This is a genomic window from Actinomadura mexicana, assembly GCF_900188105.1.
Lineage (GTDB): Bacteria > Actinomycetota > Actinomycetes > Streptosporangiales > Streptosporangiaceae > Spirillospora > Spirillospora mexicana.
Genome location: NZ_FZNP01000023.1, coordinates 68,580 through 88,395, shown reverse-complemented (window position 1 = coordinate 88,395; position 19,816 = coordinate 68,580). Strand labels below are relative to the sequence as shown.

Below are 19,816 nucleotides of genomic sequence, written 5' to 3'. Positions count from 1 at the left end.
GATCCGGCCCGGAAGCAAGTCGCGGGTCAGCGGTGTTCGGTGCCGGGGGCCAGCCGGTGTTCGAGAGGCTTGCCGACGCCGAGGAAGGTGTGGCCCGTCATGCCGTTGATGACGCCGGCGGCTGAGGCGTACCAGGCGCAGATGGCGGTGAGGACGCCGAGGTAGCCACCGATCTTGATCGTGGTCTCGCTGGTGGCGAAGTTCCCGATGAACAGGATGATCTCCGTGGCCTCCAGGGCGACGAAGACCGCCAGGACGGCCTGGTTGACCTGGGTCGCCCAGAGCATCATGTAGGTGTTGAAGATCGCGAAGGCGAGGAGGATCCAGCCGAGGTCGTTGGCCTCCTGGGCGGGGGTCGTCTCACCGGCGATCAGGACGGCGTACAGGCCGAGGCCGAGCCAGAAGCCGCCGTAGGACGAGAAGGCCGTCGCGCAGAACACGTTGCGATTGCGGAACTCCCACATGCCCGCCAGGATCAGGACGAGGCCGCCGTAGGCGAGGGCGTAGCTCAGCCAGGCGTCGGTGCCGTCGGTCCACCCGGCGTTCTTGACGGACAGAAGGAACAGGGTCAGGGCGAAGGCCGCCAGGCCCAGGGGGGCCGGATCGGCGGTCGCCGCCGGAGTGTGCGGGGTCGGCTCTTGCTCGACGTGGGTCATGGTGCCTCCTCGCTGGAGTCCCATCGCCTTGTCTCGCGCGGTCTCGGCCGGGCAGGGATGGACGAAGGAATGCGGACAACGGACGTCCGGACGTCCCGGATGGGACCGTTATCTCCTCGGCCCTGTTTCGGATCATAACTCCGCCCGCGCGCCAGGTCAGGTGCCCTTTCGCGGGGCATTTCCGACGTATCTCCACTAATCGCGGTCACTGTGACGATGGGGCGCCGCACAGTTCCGCGATATGTGAAATCGTTTGCCCCGTGCAGGAGGTATTCCCGCTTGACTGGGAAGCCTCGTTGAAGGGCCGACCGGTAGGACGGGCAAGCCTTGGCGAAGGCGTTGCCGACTACTTGACGACGGCGGGGCTGAAGGTGGGAGGGTCGCCCAGGTGCCCGCGGTGCGACCGGGGACTGCTTCCGTCGACGTCCACCACGCCCAGTTCGGCGCCGAGCTCGGCCCCGATGTGGACCTGCCCGCTCCACCGCATGATCTCGGGGTGCCGGGCGAGCGCGTCGATCACCCGGCCGCTGAACTCGGCTGACTCCGCGCCCGCGGCGAACGACTTGTACCGGTCGGGGACGCCCTCGAAGAGCGCCCTGTTCCGTTCGGTCTTCAGCAGACCCATCCACAGCGAGATGACGGCGACGTTGTAGGGCTCGAAATCGACCGCCATGTCGTGCGCCATCTTGTCGACGGCCGCCTTTCCCGCGCCATAGGCCGGGCCGTGCATGTAACAGCGTCCGCCGAAAGAGGACGTGTTGACGACGAGGCCCGCGTTGTTTCGGACCAGCAGCGGGGCGGCGTGGTAACTGGCCACGTAGGCGGAGCGCATCCCCACGTCGAACATGCTCTGGAGCGCCAGCGGCTTTTCCCAGAACGGCCCTTCGCGGGTGAGGCCGTCCGGAATGGTGAAGGCGTTGTTGACGAGGACGTCCAGCCTGCCGTGCTCGCGTTCCACCCGCGCGAACAGATCCGCGACCTGCGCGTCGTCGGAGTGGTCGCAGATCACGGGCACTCCGGTGCCGCCGCGGGCGTCGATCTCCTCGGCCGTGGCGAGGACCGTGCCCGGGAGGCCGGCGTCGCCCTCGTTGCGGGTCCGGCCCGTCACGTAGACCGTCGCGCCGGCCGCGCCGAGGGCCAGCGCGATGCCCTTCCCGGCGCCGCGGCTGGCGCCGGTGACCACGACGATCCGGTCTTCGGTGCGGCTCACCTGTCGCCCCCCGCGAGGAATTCGAGCATCGCCGCCGTGGTCTCGGCGGGCCTCTCCATCTGCATCATGTGGCCGGCCCGTTTGATCATCCTGACGCCGCGGACGTCGGCGTGGTGGTCGCCGAGCCTGCTCAGCGGGTCGTCGCCGTGCCAGCCCTCAAGGTCGGCGTCCTGCTCGCTGCCGATGAAGTGGTACGGGACGGGGTTCTTCCGGTCGCCGTAGGACTTGCGGTACTCCCAGGACAGGTCCATCGCCCGGTACCAGTTGAGCCCGCCGGTGAAGCCGCTGCGGCTGTAGGCGTCGACGTAGAACTCGAGTTCCGGCTCGGTCAGCCACGTCCACGGGAGCGGCGGCGTCTCGGGGAGGGCGTCGATATAGGACGTGCCCGCAGGACGCCGCCAGACGTCGAGGTAGTGGTAGTCGCTGGAAAGCGCGTAGAAGACCTTGCGCAGGAACTCGCGGGGCGCGGCGGCGAGGTCGCGGTCGGCGACGCCCGGCTCGACGAAGTAGTGGATGTGGTTGAAGTGCCGCTCGGCCTGGCGGGCGGCGAGCGTCAGGGGCGACTCGTCGCTCGGGGTGAAGAACGGGTTCTCCAGGCCGATGATCGCGGCGACGCGGTCCGGGTGGTGGTGGGCCAGGTCGTAGGCGGCGAAGAGGCCGAAGTCCAGGCCGCTGAAGACGGCCCTCTCCTCGCCGAGGTGGTCGAGGAGGCCGGTGAGGTCGCCCACGATGCGGTCGACGTCGTACTCGCGGTGGTCCCGGGGGCCGCTGGTGTGCCCCATGCCGCGCATGTCGGGCGCGACGACGCGGAACCCCGCGCCGGCGATCGGCCCGATCTGGTGGCGCCAGCTGAACCAGATGTGCGGGAATCCGTGCAGGAGGACGACGAGCGGCCCCTCGCCCTGCTCCACGTAGTGGACGTCCAGGCCGTTGATGCGCGCGTAACGATGACTCCAGCCCGCCATGCTGCGGTTCCTTCGCCTCGGGGAGCCGACCTTCGGACTGTGCAGGACGACGCCCTCGGCGGCACCGGCATGTCCCGCTCAGTGGGAACCCAGCGTGACGCGGACGATCGTCCCCCTGGACGGCTCGGACAGCAGTTCGGCCCGTCCGCCATGGGCCGCGGCGATGGCGGCGACGATGGGGAGGCCGAGGCCGGTGCCGCCCTGCGTGCCCCGGTGGAAGCGTTCGAAGGCGCGGGCGGCGTCCTCCGGGGACATGCCCGGTCCCTCGTCCGCCACCTCGATCAGGCCCGGCGCCAGGCGGATGGTCGTGGGCGTTCCGGGAGGTGTGTGGGCCCGCACGTTGGCCAGAAGGTTGGCGAAGACCTGGCGGATGCGGGCCTCGTCGACGGTCGCGGCCAGAGTGTCCGGGGCGTCCAGCGCGATGGGACGGTCGGGGGCCGCCGCGGTCGCGTCGGCCACGGCGTCCCGGGCGAGGGCGACGAGGTCGGTGCGGACGGGCTGCAGGGACGCCTCGCGGTCGAGACGGGCGAGTTCGAGGAGGTCGGTGACGAGACTGTTCATCCGGCGGGCCTCCTCCTCGATGCGGCGCATCGCGTCGGGCAGCTCGTCCGGCCCGAGCGCACCGTGCCGGTAGAGCTCGGCGTAGCCCTGGATGGCCGTGAGCGGCGTGCGCAGCTCGTGGGACGCGTCGGCGGCGAACTCGCGGACGCGGGCCTCGGAACGGCTGCGCGCCCAGAACGCCTGCTCGATCCGCTCCAGCATCACGTTGATGGCGGACGCCAGGCGGGCCACCTCGGTGCGCTGTCCGGGAGTGGGCATGCGGGCGCGCAGGTCGCCGCCCGCGGTGATGGCGTGCGCCGTGGCTGCCATCCGGCCCAGCGGCAGCAGGCCGCGGCGGATGAGCCACCGGCCGAGCACGAGCAGGACCGCGAGCAGCAGGGCGGCCGTGGCGATCTCGGACAGTACGAGGTTGCGGACGGCCGCGTGGATCTCGGTGAGGGGGGACGCCACGACGACGACGCCCTTCCCCCAGGGACGCGCCACCGCGCGCAGCCCGGGAAGGGAGAACGGTTCGAGGCTGCGCGCGCGGGCGGCCAGCCCGTCCCGGCCGAGCCGCCGCACCTCGCGGACGGCCTGCGCGGGCGCGGGCGCGTCGCCGCTGAGGACGCGGACCCGCCCCGCCGGGCCGACGGCCAGCACCACGAACTGCGCGGGGGCGACGCCCTGCTCGGGCAGGCCGGGACGCAGGAGACGCGCCACGGCGCGGTCGCGGGTGGCCTGGAGCTGGCCGTCCACGCGGTGCATCAGGTACCCGTTCAGCACGAGCGCGCTGACCAGGCCCATGATCGCCAGCCCGGCGGTGGTGACCGAGAGCAGGCCGGTGAGCAGCCGGGCGTTGAGCGTCATGGCCGCAGCGCGTAGCCCACCCCGCGCTGGGTGTGGATGAGCGGGGTGCCGAGCGGGTCCAGCTTGCGGCGCAGGTAGCTGACGTAGGTCTCCACGACCTGGGGGTTGCCGTGGTCCCAGCCCCACACGCCGTCGAGCAGCTGGGCGCGCGAGAGCACCATTCCCGCGTTGCGCATCAGGTAGGCGAGCAGCCGGAACTCGGTCGGGGACAGCTCGACGGGGACGCCGCCGCGCCGCACCGTCCAGTGCGCCTCGTCGAGTTCGAGGTCGGCGACGCGCAGCACGGGCCCGGCGGAGGGCTCCGGCGGGGCCGCCCGGCGCAGGACGGCCCGCACCCGGGCGATCAGCGCCTCGATCGAGAACGGCTTGGTGACATAGTCGTCACCGCCGAGCGTGAGGCCCGTGACGGTGTCGGACGGCGTGTCCCGCGCGGTCAAAAAGATCACCGGGACCTGGTCGCCGTCCGCGCGCAGCCGCCGGCACACCTCGAAGCCGTCCAGGTCGGGCAGCATGACGTCCAGCAGGACGAGGTCGGGCCGCGCCTCGCGGACGGCCCCGAGCGCCTCCTTGCCCGTGCGGGCGGTGGCGGTCGCGAAGCCGTGGAAGCGCAGCGCGACCTCGACGAGGTCACGGATGTTGGCCTCGTCGTCCACGACGAGGACCCGCCGGGTCTCGCTCATCGGCTCCCGCAGCCCGCTCCCTCGCCGGCTTCGCGCCCGCACATCGGATTCACCCGCCCGAAACTACCCGGCATGGAAGGTTCCGGTGGACTAGCGGGCCTTGGGGACGCGGATCAGGCGCGCGGTCCGGGTGCCGCCGGAGCGCTCCCCGGCGACGAGCACCTGGTCGCCGCCGGCCAGGCCCTTGAGGGACGACTTCTCGCCGTTCCTGCGGACGTGGGTACTGCCGTCGGACGTCCACGTCCAGGAGACGCCGTCGTCGCTGCGGACGGTCACCCCGGTCGCCGACACGGCGGTGATCTTGCCGCGCTGCCAGGTGGCGAGGTGGAACCCGTCCTTGCGCTTGACGGTGGCCTCGCCGTGGACGCCGCGCAGTGCGCGCGCCCGGCGGAGCGGGTGCCCCTTGCCGGGGTGGCCCTGGCCCGCGTGCGCCGTGGGGGAGGGGGAGGGCGAAGGGTCGTCGGCGAAGGCGGGGACGGAGAAGTAGAGCCCGAGCCCGAGGAGCCCGGCGGCACCGGCCCCGGCCGCGATCGTGTTCCGGTTGTTTCGCATGCCGGACATGTAAGCGGGCGCGCCTGGCAGAAGTCCACGCGGAACCCTGGGAGAACCCTGAGAGTTCCCCGACCACCGCCTGTGGCCTTGCGGCGACGGGCGTGGGGGCGGCGGTCGCCGCCTTCTAGTCGGCGGCCAGGGTTTCGAGGACCTGGTCGCCGTACTTGGCGAGTTTGTTCTCGCCCACGCCGTTGACGCGCCCCAGGGCCGCCAGGGAGGTGGGGAGGGCGGTGGCGATCTCGCGCAGGGTCGCGTCGTGGAAGATGACGTAGGCGGGGACGCCCTGCTCCTTGGCGGTCGCGGCGCGCCAGGCGCGGAGGCGCTCGAAGATCGGCATCGCCTCGGCGGGGAGCTCGACCTGGGCCTTGGCGGCCTTGGCGGTCTTCGCCGCCTTCGCGACGGGGCGTTCGGTCTCGCGGCGCATCATCACCGTGCGCTCGCCGCGCAGCACGCCGGCGCTCTCGTCGGTCAGGACGAGCGTGCCGTGGTCGCTCTCCACCGCGATCAGCCCCTGGGCGAGGAGCTGGCGGACGACGCCGCGCCACTCGACGTCGCGCAGGTCGGTGCCGATGCCGAAGACCTTCAGCGAGTCGTGGTCGAACTGGATGACCTTCGCGTTCTTCTTGCCGAGCAGGATGTCGACGATGTGGCCGGCGCCGAACTTCTGGCGCCGCTCGCGGTCGAGGCGGACCACGGTCGACAGGACCTTCTGGGCGGGGACGGTCGCGTCCCACGTCTCGGGCGGCGTGAGGCAGGTGTCGCAGTTGCCGCAGGGCTCGCCGGGCTGGCCGAAGTAGTTCAGCAGCTGGACGCGGCGGCACTCGACCGTCTCGCAGAGGGCGAGCATGGAGTCGAGGTGCATGGCCTGGCGGCGGCGGTGCGCGGCGTCGCCCTCGCCGCCGTCGATCATCTTGCGGAGGTTGACGACGTCCTGCAGGCCGTAGGCGAGCCAGGCGGTGGACGGGAGGCCGTCGCGTCCGGCGCGGCCCGTCTCCTGGTAGTAGCCCTCGACGGACTTGGGCAGGTCGAGGTGCGCGACGAAGCGGACGTCGGGCTTGTCGATGCCCATCCCGAACGCGATGGTCGCGACCATGACCAGGCCGTCCTCGCGGAGGAAGCGCGCCTGGTTCGCCGCGCGGATCTCGGCGTCGAGGCCCGCGTGGTAGGGGAGGGCCTCGATGCCGTTCTCGGTCAGGAACGCCGCGTTCTTCTCCACCGAGTTGCGGGACAGGCAGTAGACGATGCCCGCGTCGCCCTTGTGCTCGCTCTGGAGCAGGCGCAGCAGCTGGCGCTTGGCGTCGGTCTTCGGTTCGATCCGGTACTGGATGTTGGGACGGTCGAAGCTCGCCACGAAGTGACGGGCCTGCTCCAGCCGGAGGCGGGAGGCGATCTCGCCGCGGGTGGCCTCGGTGGCGGTCGCGGTCAGCGCGATGCGGGGGATGTCGGGCCAGCGTTCGTGCAGGCCGGACAGTGTCAGGTAGTCGGGGCGGAAGTCGTGCCCCCACTGCGAGACGCAGTGCGCCTCGTCGATCGCGAACAGGGAGACGTCGCCCCGGTCGAGCAGCTCGACGGTCGCGGCGAGCTTCAGCCGCTCGGGCGCCAGGTACAGCAGGTCGAGCTCGCCCGCCGTGAACTGCGCCTCGACCACGCGGCGCTCGTCGAAGTCCTGGGTGGAGTTGAGGAAGCCCGCGCGGACGCCGAGGGCGCGCAGCGCGTCCACCTGGTCCTGCATGAGGGCGATGAGGGGCGAGACGACGATGCCGGTGCCCTTCCGGACGAGCGCCGGGATCTGGTAGCACAGCGACTTGCCGCCGCCGGTCGGCATCAGGACGAGGGCGTCCCCACCGGCGACCACATGCTCGATGATCTCCCGCTGGCCGTCCCGGAACGCGTCGTAGCCGAACACGCGCCGCAGGGTGTCGAGGGTCTCCGGGGTCTCAGGGGAAGTCACCGGGCCATACTACGAACCGCCGCGGACACCCGTCCCCCGAACCTTCACCTGTGGACGACCGCCTCCGCGAGCTCAGGGGTCAGCTCGTCCAGGCCGTCCGCGACGTGCGCGGCCAGCGCCAGCGCGTCGGACGCCGGCGGGTGCGCCGGACGCGGGATCGCGATCACCGCCATCCCCGCCGCGTGCGCCGACCGGAGCCCGTTGCCGGAGTCCTCGACCGCGACGCAGTGCCGCGCCGCGACCTCCAGCCGCGCCGCGACGGTGAGGTAGCCGTCGGGGGCGGGCTTGCCCCTCTCGACCTCCTCGGTCGAGAGGGTGGCGCGGAACAGGCCGTCCACCCCGAGATGCCCGAGCACGAGGTCGATCAGGGCGCGCGGGGACGAGCTGGCCAGCCCCAGCGGGCGGTATGCGGCCATCCGGCGGACGGCGTCCTCGGCGCCCGGCAGCAGCGGCGGCCCCTCCACGTACCGCTGCGACATCCGGTCGACCACCTCGTAGGCGACCTCCTCGGCCGTGACGCCGTCGACGAGGTCGGAGGCGATGTAGTGCGCCCACTCCTCGGTGCTCATGCCCATGAGCCGGTCCTGGGTGTCGGGCAGCCAGCGCCCGCCGCGCTCGGCGACGTAGCCGCGCCGCACCTCCTCCCACACCGGCTCGGAGTCGATCAGCACGCCGTCCAGGTCGAACACGATGGCCTGCACGGACATGGGCCCTCCACGGATCTCGTCGCGACGTCCCGTCACTACCCGCCGCGATCACGTCGGAACCCGGCGCGGCCGGTTCGGACGAATGCCTCTGACCAGCATTTATCCGACGAATCCGACATGATCGACTTTCGGTCTGGCATGGTGGGGCACCTCCGTCCCCCCTCCGGAGTCACTGCAGAGGAGATCTGCCCATGGTGTTCCTCGGTTTTCTCCTGGTCGCGGCCGCCATCGCGGTCGGCGCCGGTGTCGTCATGGACAACACCGGCCCGGCGAACCTCGCCGTCTTCGGCCAGTCCGTCCCCGGCCTGGAGAGCGAATGGCAGGTGTTCCTCGCCGGCGCGGGCGTGGCCCTCGTCTTCCTCGCCGGCATGTCGCTCACCTTCACGGGCGCCGCCCGCCGCATCCGCACCCGCCGCGACCTGCGCGAGCTGCGCGAGGAGCACGAGGAGTCCCTGACCACGCTGGAGATGGAGAAGCGCCGCCTGGAGCGCGAACTGGCCCGCGTCCGGCAGACCCCGCCCCGGCGGGACGCCGCGCCGCGCGAGCCCGCCGCGCAGGGTGCCCGCGTGGCGGGCGGGAGGTCCGGCGCCCGCTCGCAGGCCGCCGCCACCTCCCCGTTCTTCGACCGCACCGAGTAGGACGCGGCGCCGGGCGGGTCATCCGCGGTGATGACGGGAGTATCCGCCCGGATCGCCTCGCAGTGGGATGACATGGCAGGTTCGCGGCGAGCATGATGCGTGGCGTGCGCATTCTTCTCAAGGTCGGCGCCACCGCGGTGGCCCTGTGGATCGCCACGGTCCTGATCGACGGGATCACGCTCGGCGACCAGACCACCGCCCGGCGGATTCTCACGCTGGTCGCGGTCGCCGTCATCTTCGGGCTGGTCAACGCCGTCCTCAAGCCGATCATCAAGACCCTCGGCTGCGCCTTCTACGTCGTCACGCTCGGGCTCATCGGGCTCGTGGTGAACGCTCTGCTGCTCTGGCTGACGAGCGAGCTGGCGGGGGGCCTCGACCTGCCGTTCCACGTGACCGGGTTCTGGCCGGCCTTCTGGGGCGCGATCGTCGTCGGCGTCGTCGGCTGGCTGCTCCACCTGTTCCTCCCCGACGGCGACGACGACGACAGGAACCGGAACAGGAACCGGGACTAGCCCGCCAGACCGGGCGCGGCCGTCGAGGCGCGCTCGAACGGGCTCAGTTCCAGCCGCCCGGCCGGCGAGCCCGCGTACTCCCGGTAGCCCGGCGGGCGCGTGCCGGCCGTCCCCACGAGGATCCAGCGGCGCGCCCGGACGGCCCCGACGAGGAACTCGCCGTCGGTCACCGTTCCCGCGTCCGCGACGATCAGCGCGTCGAACTCCTCGTCGCGGACGGTCAGCCCGGCGCCCGCCGGCGTCCCGACCACGAGGTCGGCGGTGCGGAGCAGGACCTCGCTCCCGGCCGCCCGGCCGCCCTCCAGGTACCCGGTGAGCTCCTCGATCCGGGCCATCGCGCGGCGCTGGTGCGCGGGGACGACCTCCGGGTCGTCGGCGGGGTCGGCGCCGCAGATCTCCAGGACGCTCTCCCGCGACCGCCCCTCGGCCGCCGCCACCGTCTCCAGCTCCGCCTCGCGCGCGGCGATCTCCGCCGCGGCCTCCTCGGTGCGGCGCGCCAGCTCGGACGCGGTCTCCGCCGCGCGCGCCGCGGCGGACTCCGCGTCCGACCGGGCCCGCGCCGCCGCCGCGAGCGCCGCCTCGCGGGACGTCCGCGCGGCGGTCGCCCGCTCCTCGATCGCCTGCGCGACCTGGTGCGCCGCGCGGGCCCGCAGGCCCGCCTCGGTGGCCCGCTCGACCGCCTCCGACGCCTGCAGCGCCTGCTCCTGGTGCTCGGCGCCGACCTTCTCCCGCTCGGCCGCGAGCCAGGTGAGCTCCGTCCCGAGCCGCTCCTGTGCCTCCTGCGCCGCCTTCAGCCGCGCCCCGCCCTCGGACACGAAGGACGCCAGCCCGCGCCGCACCCGCTCAGCCTGCTCCGCCGCCTCCTTGGCCTCCTGCGCCCGCGTCGCCGCCTCGTCCGCCTCCCGCGTCCGGGCCCTGACCTCGGCGCGCAGGCCGCGCAGCTCCGACGGCGGCGACGCCACGTGCAGCCGCTGCCCGAGCGTCATCTTGCGGCGCAGCGCCGACAGCGCCGACTCCGCCGACACCAGCCGGTAGTACGCGGCGTGCCCCTCCGCCGCGGCGTCGGCGTCGGCCGCCGTCAGCCGGTGCGCCTCCTCCGCCGCGCCGGGCAGCGCCTCCCGCGCCCGCGTCAGCTCGTCGGTCAGGGACGCCTCCGCCTGCCGCGCACCCTGCAGCTCCGACTGCGCCGTCCTGGCCCGCTCGTCGATCTGGACGCACCGCGCGTAGGTGGCGTCGGCCGTCCGCGTCAGCGCGGCCGCCTCGGCGCCCGCCTCGTCCGCGGCCCTCTGCAGCCGCTCCGCCTCGTCCCGCGGCCCCGCCAGCTCCGCCTCGACCTCTTCCTGGACGCCGGCGAGCCGCTCCGCCTCGGCGTCGGCGCCGGCGGCCGCCTCCTGCGCGCCCGCCGCCGCGGCCCGCGCCTCCTCGATCGCACGGGCCAGGCCCGCGCGCTCCGCCTCAAGCTCCTCGGACCGCCGCACGTTCTCCGCCCGGACGGACTGGAGCGTCGCCGCGTCCCGCGGCCACTGCTCCAGCGACATCAACCCGCGCTGCAGCAGCCGCGCCTCCGTCTGCCACGACAGCCGCCACGCCTCCCCGACCGGACGGAGCGCCGCCGACCGCACCCGCGCCTCCGGCGCCGACGGACCCTCCCCGGGCTCAACCGGCTCCACGGGCGGCAGTGTGGGCAGCGGCTCGGCTCTGGTCACCGCGGCCTCGGGCTCCGGGAGCGCGCCGACCACGGGCCTGAACTCGACCGTCCCGTTGGACCCCGGCTCCCGCAGCGGCGGCGGCTCCCGCTCGGCGGACGGTTCCCCGGCGGGCGGTTCCTCGGCGGGCGGGAGCCCCTGCGTCCGCACCGACCGCGCCTCCGCCGTCTCCGGCTGCGTCTCGATCAGCAGCGAGAAGACATCGGGGTCGCCCTGCACGGCACGCAGCAGTTCGGCGGCCTTCTCCGGCGTGGGGGCGATCAGCAGGGCCCGCCCGTCGGCCTGCGTGAGCTCCTTGACCGCGTCCCGGACGACCCGGGCCTCGTCGCCCTCGTCCACCTGGACGAGCCGCAGCCCCTCCGCGCCTTCCAGCGTCCCGGGCGCCACCAGGAGCCGGGCGAGCACGTCCCACTCCCCCGCGACCTGACCGTCGCGCAACGCCCGGACGGCCGCGATGTGCGGCGCCCACCCCACGGGCGGAACGTCCTCGGGCACCTCTCGCAGCCGCGCGTCGATGCCCTCGTAGAACTCGCTCAGCGGCCCGTAGACGCTCTCGACCAGCTCACGCCAGCCCTCGTCGCCCGCGTCCGTCCCCAAGGGAGGCGTGGGCTCGGCGACCTCGATCGGCACGGTCCCGAGGACCGCCCGAGGATCGAATTCCTCACCCTCGGCGCCCTCCTGCACGCCGGGCGCGTAACCGGCGGGCTCCACGTCCTCCGCCAGTACGTGCTGCGCCGCCTCCGCGCCGCCGGCGACCGGCGCGTCCGCCGCCGGTGCCGCGTCGTCCATGGGCTGCTCAGGGGCCGTCGCGGCCGGGTCATCGCCGGGCCGGCCGCCGGCTGGCGGCGTGGCTTGGGACGATGCGCCGGGAAGCTCGACGGTTTGCGTGGGCTCGGGGGCGGTCTCGGTGGGAGGCGGGGTGACGACCGGGAGGGCCTGGGTGGCCTCGGCGGACGGTTCCTGCTCGTCGGCGCCGGGAAGGGGGACTGCCGCCGTGGGGAGGTCGGAGTCCGGGACGTAGGGGGATCGGGTGCTCTCGTCGGGTCCGTTGGTTTCCGAAGGCTGGTTCACAACGCCGTCCCGTCCCAGATCGATCGTCCGGGGCCAGTATGTTCCCCTTCTGCTCAGGACTAACGTCTCACAGGTCGCAGGCTCAGCGGTGTCCCGCCAGGACGGCGTGATGATCTTCACCGGGGCGGGCCTCGGGGTCCGGGTGGACCACCGCGCCGGTCAGGCGGGGAAGGGCGTGCAGGAGGCTGTGCTCGGCGTCCACGGCGATCTGGTGGGCGCGGACGACGGTGGACGCGGGGTCGACGACCACGTCGCACTCGGCGCGCAAACTGTGGCCGATCCAGCGGAGGCGGACATCGCCCACGGCCCGGACGCCGGGCGTGGCGGAGAGGGCGGCTTCGGCCCGGTCGACCAGGGCGGGGTCCACGGCGTCCATCAGGCGGCGCCAGACCTCGCGGGCCGTCTGCCACAGGACGGTCAGGATCGCCACCGTGATGAGCAGGCCGACGACCGGGTCGGCCCAGGGGGCGCCCAGGGCGACACCGGCGGCGCCCAAGAGGACGGCCAGGGACGCGAAGCCGTCCGTGCGGGCGTGGAGGCCGTCGGCGACGAGTGCGGCGGAGCCGATGCGGCGGCCCGTGCGGATGCGGTAGCGCGCCACCAGTTCGTTGCCCAGGAAGCCGACCAGCGCGGCGCCCGCCACGGCGGCCACGTGGTCCACGGGCTGTGGACGGGCCAGGCGCTGGACGGCGGCGTACCCGGCGACGGCGCAGGACGCGGCGATGGCAAGGACGATGACGACGCCGGCCAGGTCCTCGGCGCGCCCGTACCCGTAGGTGTACCGGCGGGACGGCGGGCGGCGGCCGAGCAGGAACGCGACGCCCAGCGGGACGGCCGTCAGCGCGTCGGCGGCGTTGTGGAGCGTGTCGCCCAGCAACGCCACCGAGCCGGTGAACGCGACCACGGCGGCCTGCAGCGCCGTGGTCGCGCCGAGGGCCGCCAGGGAGATCCACAGGGCGCGCATGCCCTGGGCGCTCGCCTCCATGGCCGAGTCCACCTTGTCGGCCGCCTCGTGCGAGTGCGGGCGCACCAGATGGGCCAGGCGCCCTTTCCCCGAGTGCCCGTGCCCGTGACCGTGACCGTGCCCGTGTCCGCTCATCTTCCGATGATGGACCGGGAAACCCGTTGCAGCACCTCGACACCTGCGGCGTTGTCGCAGGTACGCGGGCTGTGTCAGTGCGGGTTGGTGGCCAGAAGCTCCGCCAGGAGGTCGTCCAGGGTGACGATTCCGGCGAACTCGTCGCGGTCGTCGTTGACCACGGCGAGCTGGGCGCGGCCGCGGCGCATGCGGCTGACCGCGTCCAGCACGGTCGTCGCCGCCGTGAGGACGGGGGCCGGGTGCGCCAGCTCGCCCGCGCGGCGCTCGTCGCCCGGCTCGATGATGGCGGCCCGCACGTGGACGATCCCCGTCATCCCGCCGTCCAGGTCGCGGACCAGGAGGCGGCTGTGGCCGCTGGCCGTGGCGGTCCGGCGGATCTGCGCGGCGGTCGCGTCCGCGTCGATCGTGGTGACGGACGTGGCGGGCACGACGAGGTGCCCGACCGTGGCCTCCCGCGCGGAGATCGCCCGGTGCAGCAGCTCGTGGTCGCGGCGCCCGATGAGGCCGAGGCGGCGGGACTCGCCGACCAGGTGGCTGAGCCGCGCCGGGTCGGTGTGGCTGTCCAGCTCGTCCTTCGGCGTGACGCGGATGAGGCGCAGCAGCGCGTTGGTCACCGCGTTCAGCGCCGACAGGATCGGGCGGGACACCTTCGCGAACGCGCGGAACGGCAGGGCGAGGATCATCGCCGACCGCTCCGGGTGCGCGATCGCCCACGACTTCGGCGCCATCTCGCCGACGACCATGTGCAGGAACGTCACGACGGCGAGCGCGCAGCCGAGCGCGATGGCCTTGGAGCCCGCCTCGGGGACGCCGAGCGCGTGCAGCGGCGGTTCGAGGAAGTGCTCGAACGCGGGCTCGGTGACGATGGCGAGGCCGAGCGAGCACATCGTGATGCCGAACTGCGCGCCGGCGAGCATCAGCGACAGCTCGCGGACGCCCGCGACGGCGGCCACGGCGGGGCGGCTGCCCTTGGCGGCGGCGCGTTCGAGCTGCGGGCGGTTGGCCGCGACCAGCGCGAACTCGGCGGCGACGAAGAAGCCGTTGCCGAGCAGCAGCGCGGCGGTGATCAGCAGCGAGGTCAGCGGGTCCACGCGACCTCCTCCTCGCCGGACGGGACGTCCGCGGGCGCGGCCGCGCGGATCAGGATCTTCTCGGCGACCCGGCGGGCCACGCTGACGACCTCCAGTTCGACGGCGCCGCCGTCCAGTTCGACGGTGAGGCGGTCGCCGGGGCTCGGCAGCCGGCGCAGCTCCGCCATGACCAGGCCGCCGAGGGTGTCGTAGGCGTCGCCCTCGGGCAGGTCGAGGCCGGTGAGGCGGCCGACCTCGTCGATGCGCATGCCGGCGTCGACCAGCCAGGACCCGTCCGGCCCGGACGTCGGGGCGTCCTCGGGGCCGTCGGTCTCGTCGGCGATCTCCCCGACGAGCTCCTCGGCGACGTCCTCGAAGGTGAGGATGCCGGCGAGCCCGCCGTACTCGTCCACGACGCAGGCGAACTCCTCGCCGGAGTCGCGCATGTGCTCGATGACGCCGTACAGCGGCTGGCTGCCGGGCACCAGCAGCGCGGGCCGGGCGACGGACCCGACCGGGGTGGACGGGTCGAGCGCGTCGTCGGCGACCTCGCGGACGCCCGCGACGCCGACCACGTCGTCGACCTCCTGCCCGTAGACGGGGTAGGCGCTGTGCCCGGTCTCGCGGATCAGCGCGACCAGGTCGGCGAGGGGCGCGGTCGCCTCCAGCGCGCGGACGTGGGGGCGCGGCACCATGACCTCGTCGGCCGTGAGGTCGCCGAACGACAGGGCGCGGTCGAGCAGGCCGGACAGGTCGGCGGGCAGGTGCCCGGCGCTGTGCGACTTGCCGATGATGTCGCCGAGCTCCTCCAGCGTCGCGCCGCTGTGCAGCTCCTCGACGGGCTCGACGCCCACGGCGCGCAGCAGCCGCTCCGCCGCCCGGTCGAACAGCCGGATCAGCGGCCCCGCGACCGTCAGGTAGACGAGCGTGGACGCGGCCAGCACGCGCGCCAGCTGCTCGGCGCGGGCCAGGGCGAGGTTCTTCGGGAACAGCTCGCCGAGGAGCATCTGGATGAGCGTCGCCACGACGAAGCCGGTGGCGAGGGCGATCGCGCCCGTGGCCCCTTCGGGAATGCCCACCAGGCCCAGCAGCGGCTGGATCAGCTCGGCGAGGGCGGGTTTGGCGATGAAGCCGACGACCAGGGTCGTCATCGTGATGCCGAGCTGCGCCCCCGACAGCATGAAGGAGACGCTGCCGATGACCTTGAGGGCCCTGCGGGCGGAGGTGTCGCCGCGTTCGGCGGCCTGCTCCAGGGTCGCGCGGTCGGCGGCGACGTAGGCGAACTCCTGGGCGACGAAGTATCCGGTGGCGGCGGTGAGGACGATCACCGCGAGAACTCCCAGCGCCGCGCTCAGCATGGGGCACCGGGTCTATGACTGGGGTCCGACACCGCGGACTCACCACTCCTCTCGTTAGACGACGTACCTGTCGTAACGTCACCAGGGACAACGAGGTTCCCCCTGCACAGGGTACGGGCCCGTGGGGCTCAGGGGGAGAGCGGCGGTCTCGCGACGCGGCCCTGTCGAGACGGAAAGCACCTTGTCTCGGTTAGTGTCACGGATCACACTTGTATGAGAGCGTACGTCCGATACTGGACCGGTCCGTGCTCCCAGACCGGCTCTGCGGGCATGCTCAGGGGGGACCGGAGAAGACGATCGCGGGGCAGACGTTGGACCAGAGCGGGGCAGGGGCCGCCGCGCCCATGAGCCGTGAAGGCGTCGACCATGCCCTGCGCACGCTGCGGGACGAGCGCGACCGCATCGCCTCGAACCTCCTCGAACTGGAGCGCCACGACGGCGGCCGCCTGCTCCAGGGCGCCCGGCTCACCGGCGAGACCTGGCGGCGCTGGGACGCGGCGCAGGCCCGGCTGGCGACGCTGTGGCGGCTGTTCGACGCCTACCAGCGCGTCCTGGACGCGGCGGGCGAGCTGCGCGAACGGTCGCCCCGGCTGGACCCGGCCGCGCTGACGGAGCTGTCGGGCCTGCTGTCGGGCCGGTCGGTGGAGCTGCCCGACGGGCAGATCCCGCTGGAGCACCGCACGCTGCTCGGCCCGCAGGAGCGCCGCATCACGCTGGACGAGGCCGTCGCGATGATGGCGGACGCCTACGAGTTCGTCGCGGGCGAGATCGCCGCCGCCGACGCCGCCTGGTCGGCGCTGCTGCAGCCGCTGGAGGACGCCGAGGAGAGCTGGCGCAGGACGGCCCGGCTGGCGCACGCGCTGGACGGCACCCGGCATCCGGAGCTGGACCGGGTCGGCCGCGAGCTGACCGCGCTCGGCCGGCTCGTCCGCACCGACCCGCTGTCGCTGGTCAAGGACGGCCGCGCCGACACCGCCCGGCTCGACCGGGTCTGCGCCATACTGACCTCGCTCGGCGACGAACTCGCCGGCGTCGCCCGCATGCGCGAGGACTACGAGGAGCTCGTGGCGCGGGTCGCGGCCTCCATCGGGGAGGTCGAGGAGACGGAGCGGCGGGCCCACGACGCCCACGCGACGGCCCTCGCCAAGATCCACTCCCCGAACCTCCCGGAGCCCGCGCGGGGCCTCGGCCCCGCCCTGCGGGACCGGCTCGCCGCCCTCGAACGGCTGCGCGAGGCGGGTCGCTGGGTGGAGATGGCGGGACGGTTCGCCGAACTGGAGCACGCCGCCGAGGAGGCGCTGGAACGGGCGCGCGGTGATCTGCGTCTCAGTGCCGGCCTGCTCGACCGGCGGGGCGAGCTGCGGGGGCGCCTGGAGGCGTACCGGGCGAAGGCCGCGCGGCTCGGCCTGGCCGAGGACGAGCGGCTCACCGTGCTGTACGGGGAGGCGCGCGAGGTGCTGTGGACGGCGCCCTGCGACCTGCGCAGGGCGACCACGGTCCTGGCGGAGTACCAGCGAGCGATCAGGGCGTGCGAGAGCGAGACGGGGACCCGGCGATGAACCGATGCACCCAGCCCGGCTGCACGGGCGCGGTGGAGGCGGACGGCTTCTGCGACGTCTGCGGCATGGCTCCCGCCACCGCGCCGCCCACAGCGAACCCGTCACCGCAGAGCCGGCAAGCACCCTCCGCTCCCCGGCCCGCGCCTCAATCGGCACCCCGGCCCGCGCCTCAGTCCGCGCCCCAGCCTCAGTCCGCGCCTCAGTCCGCGCCCCAGCCTCAGTCCGCGCCTCAGTCCGCGCCGTCGCGTCCCTCCGGGCCGTTCAGCCCGTCGCACACCGGTCCGGCGCCCATCAGCCCGTCGCCCGCCGGTCCGGCGCAGCCCGCGCGGACGGCGGCGCCCGTGCGTCCGGCCGGGCCCGCGATGCCCGGCTACCCGGGCGCCTACGGACGGCCCCCCGGCCCGGCTCCGGCCGCCGCCCCCGGGCAGACGCCGGTGACCGCTCCGGCGACCCCCGCGCCGCCCTCGGGCATGCCGCCGGGCTCGTCGGGCCGGAGCGGGCGCAGCGGGCAGGGCTCCTCGTACGGCAGCGCGCCGACGAGCGGGTCGGGCAGCGTCGGGTCCGGCCGGACGGCCTCGCGCGGCGGTACCCGCGGGACGGGCTCCAGCGGCTCGGCCAGGCGCGGGATGCTCGGCGCCGGGCTCGTCGAGGTGCCGCCCGTACCGGCCCGCGACCCGGCCTCGGCGATCATGGAGAACCCGGAGGTGCCGGAGAACCGGCGCTTCTGCAGCAAGTGCGACGAGAAGGTCGGGCGCAGCCGGGGCGGGCGCCCGGGACGCACCGAGGGCTTCTGCCGCAACTGCGGGCACCCGTTCTCGTTCACCCCGAAGCTCCGGCCCGGCGAGATGATCGGCGGGCAGTACGAGGTGCTCGGCTGCCTCGCGCACGGCGGGCTCGGCTGGGTGTACCTGGCCCGCGACCACAACGTGAGCGAGCGGTGGGTCGTCCTCAAGGGCCTGCTCGACACCGGCGACGCCGACTCGCTGGCCGCCGCCACCGCCGAGCGCGCGTTCCTCGCCGAGGTCGAGCACCCCAACATCGTCAAGATCTACAACTTCGTGCGGCACGGCGAGTCCGGCTACATCGTCATGGAGTACGTCGGGGGCCGCTCGCTGAAGGACATCCTGCTCAGCGCCCGCCAGGCGGAGGGAGACCAGGCGTCGCTGCCGCTCGGCCAGGTCATCGCCTACGGCCTGGAGGCGCTGAGCGCCCTCGGCTACCTGCACGGCGTCGGGCTGCTGTACTGCGACTTCAAGCCCGACAACGCCATCCAGTCCGAGGAGCAGCTCAAGCTGATCGACCTCGGCGGCGTCCGGCGGGCGTTCGACGCGGACAGCCCCATCTTCGGCACGCCCGGCTACCAGGCCCCCGAGATCGGCTCGCAGGGCCCCTCGGTCAGCTCCGACCTCTACACCGTGGGACGGACGCTGGCCGTGCTGAGCTTCCCGTTCCGCGGCTACACCGGGCGGCACCTGCGCAGCCTGCCGCCGCGCGAGGAGGTGGCGCTCTTCCAGCGGCACGAGTCCTACCACCGGCTGCTGCGCCGCGCCACGCACCCCGACCCGGCCCGCCGGTTCCAGAGCGCCGCCGAGATGGCCGAGCAGCTCACCGGCGTGCTGCGGGAGGTCCTGTCGGCCGAGGACGGGCGCCCGCGCCCCGCGCCGTCCCCGCTGTTCGGGCCCGAGCAGCAGACGGCCGGGACGGAGATCGTCGGCGGCCTGGGCGGCGCCGGGGGGAGCGAGGGGGCCCCGCCGGTCCTGGCGCCGGTGGAGCCGGCCGCCGCCGCGGCGGCGCTGCCCGTCCCGCTGGTGTACGCCTCCGACCCGGCCGCGGCGTTCCTCGCCGGGCTCACCGCCCGCGACCCCGCCGACCTGGCCGCGGCCCTGGCCTCCGCGCCGGCCGCGTCCCGCGAGGTGCGGCTCGCGCTGGTGCGCGTCCGCATCGAGCTGGGCGACCTCGACGGCGCCGCGCACCTCCTGGAGGACATCGCCGCCGAGGCCCCGGACGACTGGCGCGTCGACTGGTACCGGGGCGTGCGCGCGCTCGCCGGCGGGCGCGGCACCGAGGCCGTCGCGGTGTTCAACGACCTTTACGACCTCGCTCCCGGCGAGCAGGCGCCCAAGCTGGCGCTGGCGTTCTGCCACGAGACCCTGGGCGAGACGGCCGCCGCCGGCTACTACTACGAGACGGTCTGGCGCACCGATCCCACCCACGTCAGCGCCGCGTTCGGGCTGGCCCGCACGCGGCTCGCGGCGGGCGACCGCGCGTCCGCCGAGAGCGTCCTCGACTCGGTCCCGCGCATCTCCAGCCACTACCTCGCCGCGCAGCTCGCCGCCGTCGCCACCGCCGTCCGGGGGCGCGGCCCGACCGAGCTGAACGCGCCCGCGCTCCTTGAGGCGGGACGGCGGCTGTCGTCCCTGCGCCTGGACACCGAGCGGTCGGCGGCGTTCGCCGCCGAGGTGCTGGAGGCGGCGCTGACCTGGGTACGCGGCGACCGCGGTTCGGCCCCGCCCGGCGTGCGGCAGCAGATCCTCGGCACCGACCTGGACGAGCAGGCCCTCCGCAAGAAGCTGGAGGACGTCTACCGCGTGCTCGCCAAGCTCGCCGACGGAGCCGAGCACCGCCACGCGATGGTCAAGCGGGCCAACGCCGTCCGCCCGAGGACGCTCTTCTGA

The 19,816-nt window shown here is 74.0% G+C and carries 17 protein-coding genes; 4 read left to right on the top strand and 13 right to left on the bottom strand.

Translation table 11 applies throughout. The features are described 5' to 3' along the window. Nucleotides 1-26: 26 nt before the first annotated feature. The 8 genes from CHC11_RS36835 to CHC11_RS36800 form a co-directional block, all read right to left on the bottom strand. Nucleotides 27-656 (bottom strand): acetate uptake transporter, encoded by a 630-nt coding sequence (locus CHC11_RS36835; RefSeq protein ID WP_089316520.1) that lies wholly within the window; start codon nt 654-656, stop codon nt 27-29. 346 nt (nt 657-1,002) lie between these two features. After that, nucleotides 1,003-1,866, bottom strand: a complete 864-nt coding sequence (locus CHC11_RS36830) for an SDR family NAD(P)-dependent oxidoreductase (RefSeq protein ID WP_089316519.1) — start codon at nt 1,864-1,866, stop codon at nt 1,003-1,005. Further along, on the bottom strand, nt 1,863-2,831 hold the full coding sequence (locus tag CHC11_RS36825) for an alpha/beta fold hydrolase (protein ID WP_089316518.1): 969 nt from the start codon (nt 2,829-2,831) through the stop codon (nt 1,863-1,865). Before CHC11_RS36825 ends, CHC11_RS36830 begins: the two co-directional genes overlap by 4 nt. A gap of 78 nt (nt 2,832-2,909) precedes the next feature. After that, nucleotides 2,910-4,238, bottom strand: a complete 1,329-nt coding sequence (locus CHC11_RS36820; RefSeq protein WP_089316517.1) for a sensor histidine kinase — start codon at nt 4,236-4,238, stop codon at nt 2,910-2,912. Next, entirely contained in the window at nt 4,235-4,918 is a 684-nt protein-coding gene (locus CHC11_RS36815) for a response regulator transcription factor (protein ID WP_089316516.1), read from the bottom strand. Before CHC11_RS36815 ends, CHC11_RS36820 begins: the two co-directional genes overlap by 4 nt. Before the next feature lie 90 nt (nt 4,919-5,008). Beyond that, complete coding sequence (locus CHC11_RS36810; RefSeq protein ID WP_143227445.1) at nt 5,009-5,470, bottom strand: DUF5666 domain-containing protein; 462 nt, start codon at nt 5,468-5,470, stop codon at nt 5,009-5,011. A 124-nt stretch (nt 5,471-5,594) separates the two neighbouring features. After that, nucleotides 5,595-7,421 carry a DNA helicase RecQ gene (recQ, locus tag CHC11_RS36805; protein WP_089316514.1) on the bottom strand — a complete coding sequence of 609 codons (1,827 nt, stop codon included), beginning with the start codon at nt 7,419-7,421 and terminating at the stop codon, nt 5,595-5,597. Nucleotides 7,422-7,465: 44 nt separating this feature from the next. Continuing rightward, complete coding sequence (locus CHC11_RS36800) at nt 7,466-8,128, bottom strand: HAD family hydrolase (protein WP_089316513.1); 663 nt, start codon at nt 8,126-8,128, stop codon at nt 7,466-7,468. Nucleotides 8,129-8,319: 191 nt separating this feature from the next. On the opposite strand from CHC11_RS36800, the gene CHC11_RS36795 reads away from it, so the two are divergent. Continuing rightward, nucleotides 8,320-8,766 (top strand): hypothetical protein, encoded by a 447-nt coding sequence (locus tag CHC11_RS36795; RefSeq protein ID WP_179279190.1) that lies wholly within the window; start codon nt 8,320-8,322, stop codon nt 8,764-8,766. A 104-nt stretch (nt 8,767-8,870) separates the two neighbouring features. After that, a complete protein-coding gene (locus CHC11_RS36790) occupies nt 8,871-9,278 on the top strand; it encodes a phage holin family protein (RefSeq protein WP_245920237.1) in 408 nt (135 codons plus the stop codon). Here the strand turns inward: CHC11_RS36790 and CHC11_RS41800 are convergent. From CHC11_RS41800 to CHC11_RS36770, 4 genes are all read right to left on the bottom strand, one after another. Continuing rightward, complete coding sequence (locus CHC11_RS41800) at nt 9,275-12,055, bottom strand: hypothetical protein (RefSeq protein ID WP_089316512.1); 2,781 nt, start codon at nt 12,053-12,055, stop codon at nt 9,275-9,277. The genes CHC11_RS36790 and CHC11_RS41800 overlap by 4 nt on opposite strands. 82 nt (nt 12,056-12,137) lie before the next feature. Next, on the bottom strand, nt 12,138-13,154 hold the full coding sequence (locus CHC11_RS36780) for a cation diffusion facilitator family transporter (RefSeq protein WP_089316511.1): 1,017 nt from the start codon (nt 13,152-13,154) through the stop codon (nt 12,138-12,140). Between the two features lie 74 nt (nt 13,155-13,228). Next, nucleotides 13,229-14,245, bottom strand: a complete 1,017-nt coding sequence (locus CHC11_RS36775) for a hemolysin family protein (protein ID WP_089316510.1) — start codon at nt 14,243-14,245, stop codon at nt 13,229-13,231. Beyond that, nucleotides 14,233-15,582 carry a hemolysin family protein gene (locus tag CHC11_RS36770; RefSeq protein ID WP_089316509.1) on the bottom strand — a complete coding sequence of 450 codons (1,350 nt, stop codon included), beginning with the start codon at nt 15,580-15,582 and terminating at the stop codon, nt 14,233-14,235. The genes CHC11_RS36775 and CHC11_RS36770 overlap by 13 nt, the downstream gene beginning before the upstream one ends. Before the next feature lie 344 nt (nt 15,583-15,926). Between CHC11_RS36770 and CHC11_RS36765 the strand changes: the two genes are divergently transcribed. After that, a complete protein-coding gene (locus tag CHC11_RS36765; protein ID WP_179279189.1) occupies nt 15,927-17,141 on the top strand; it encodes a hypothetical protein in 1,215 nt (404 codons plus the stop codon). Nucleotides 17,142-17,523: 382 nt separating this feature from the next. Here the strand turns inward: CHC11_RS36765 and CHC11_RS43095 are convergent, their stop codons facing one another. Then, nucleotides 17,524-17,874: a hypothetical protein gene (locus CHC11_RS43095; protein WP_245920240.1), complete on the bottom strand. Its 351-nt coding sequence runs from the start codon at nt 17,872-17,874 to the stop codon at nt 17,524-17,526. Between CHC11_RS43095 and CHC11_RS36760 the strand changes: the two genes are divergently transcribed. Then, the gene (locus CHC11_RS36760) at nt 17,768-19,816 is read left to right on the top strand and encodes a serine/threonine-protein kinase (protein WP_245920239.1); all 2,049 of its coding nucleotides are present in this window, start codon (nt 17,768-17,770) and stop codon (nt 19,814-19,816) included. The two genes, CHC11_RS43095 and CHC11_RS36760, sit on opposite strands and share 107 nt — an antisense overlap.

Coding starts and splice junctions, on each gene's coding strand:
- CHC11_RS36835 (WP_089316520.1), bottom strand. CDS start 656: ATGACCCACGTCGAGCAAGAGCCGACCCCGCACACTCCGGCGGCGACC.
- CHC11_RS36825 (WP_089316518.1), bottom strand. CDS start 2,831: ATGGCGGGCTGGAGTCATCGTTACGCGCGCATCAACGGCCTGGACGTC.
- CHC11_RS36820 (WP_089316517.1), bottom strand. CDS start 4,238: ATGACGCTCAACGCCCGGCTGCTCACCGGCCTGCTCTCGGTCACCACC.
- CHC11_RS36815 (WP_089316516.1), bottom strand. CDS start 4,918: ATGAGCGAGACCCGGCGGGTCCTCGTCGTGGACGACGAGGCCAACATC.
- CHC11_RS36810 (WP_143227445.1), bottom strand. CDS start 5,470: ATGCGAAACAACCGGAACACGATCGCGGCCGGGGCCGGTGCCGCCGGG.
- CHC11_RS36800 (WP_089316513.1), bottom strand. CDS start 8,128: ATGTCCGTGCAGGCCATCGTGTTCGACCTGGACGGCGTGCTGATCGAC.
- CHC11_RS36795 (WP_179279190.1), top strand. CDS start 8,320: ATGGTGTTCCTCGGTTTTCTCCTGGTCGCGGCCGCCATCGCGGTCGGC.
- CHC11_RS36780 (WP_089316511.1), bottom strand. CDS start 13,154: ATGAGCGGACACGGGCACGGTCACGGTCACGGGCACGGGCACTCGGGG.
- CHC11_RS36770 (WP_089316509.1), bottom strand. CDS start 15,582: ATGCTGAGCGCGGCGCTGGGAGTTCTCGCGGTGATCGTCCTCACCGCC.
- CHC11_RS36765 (WP_179279189.1), top strand. CDS start 15,927: ATGAGCCGTGAAGGCGTCGACCATGCCCTGCGCACGCTGCGGGACGAG.
- CHC11_RS36760 (WP_245920239.1), top strand. CDS start 17,768: ATGCTCGGCGCCGGGCTCGTCGAGGTGCCGCCCGTACCGGCCCGCGAC.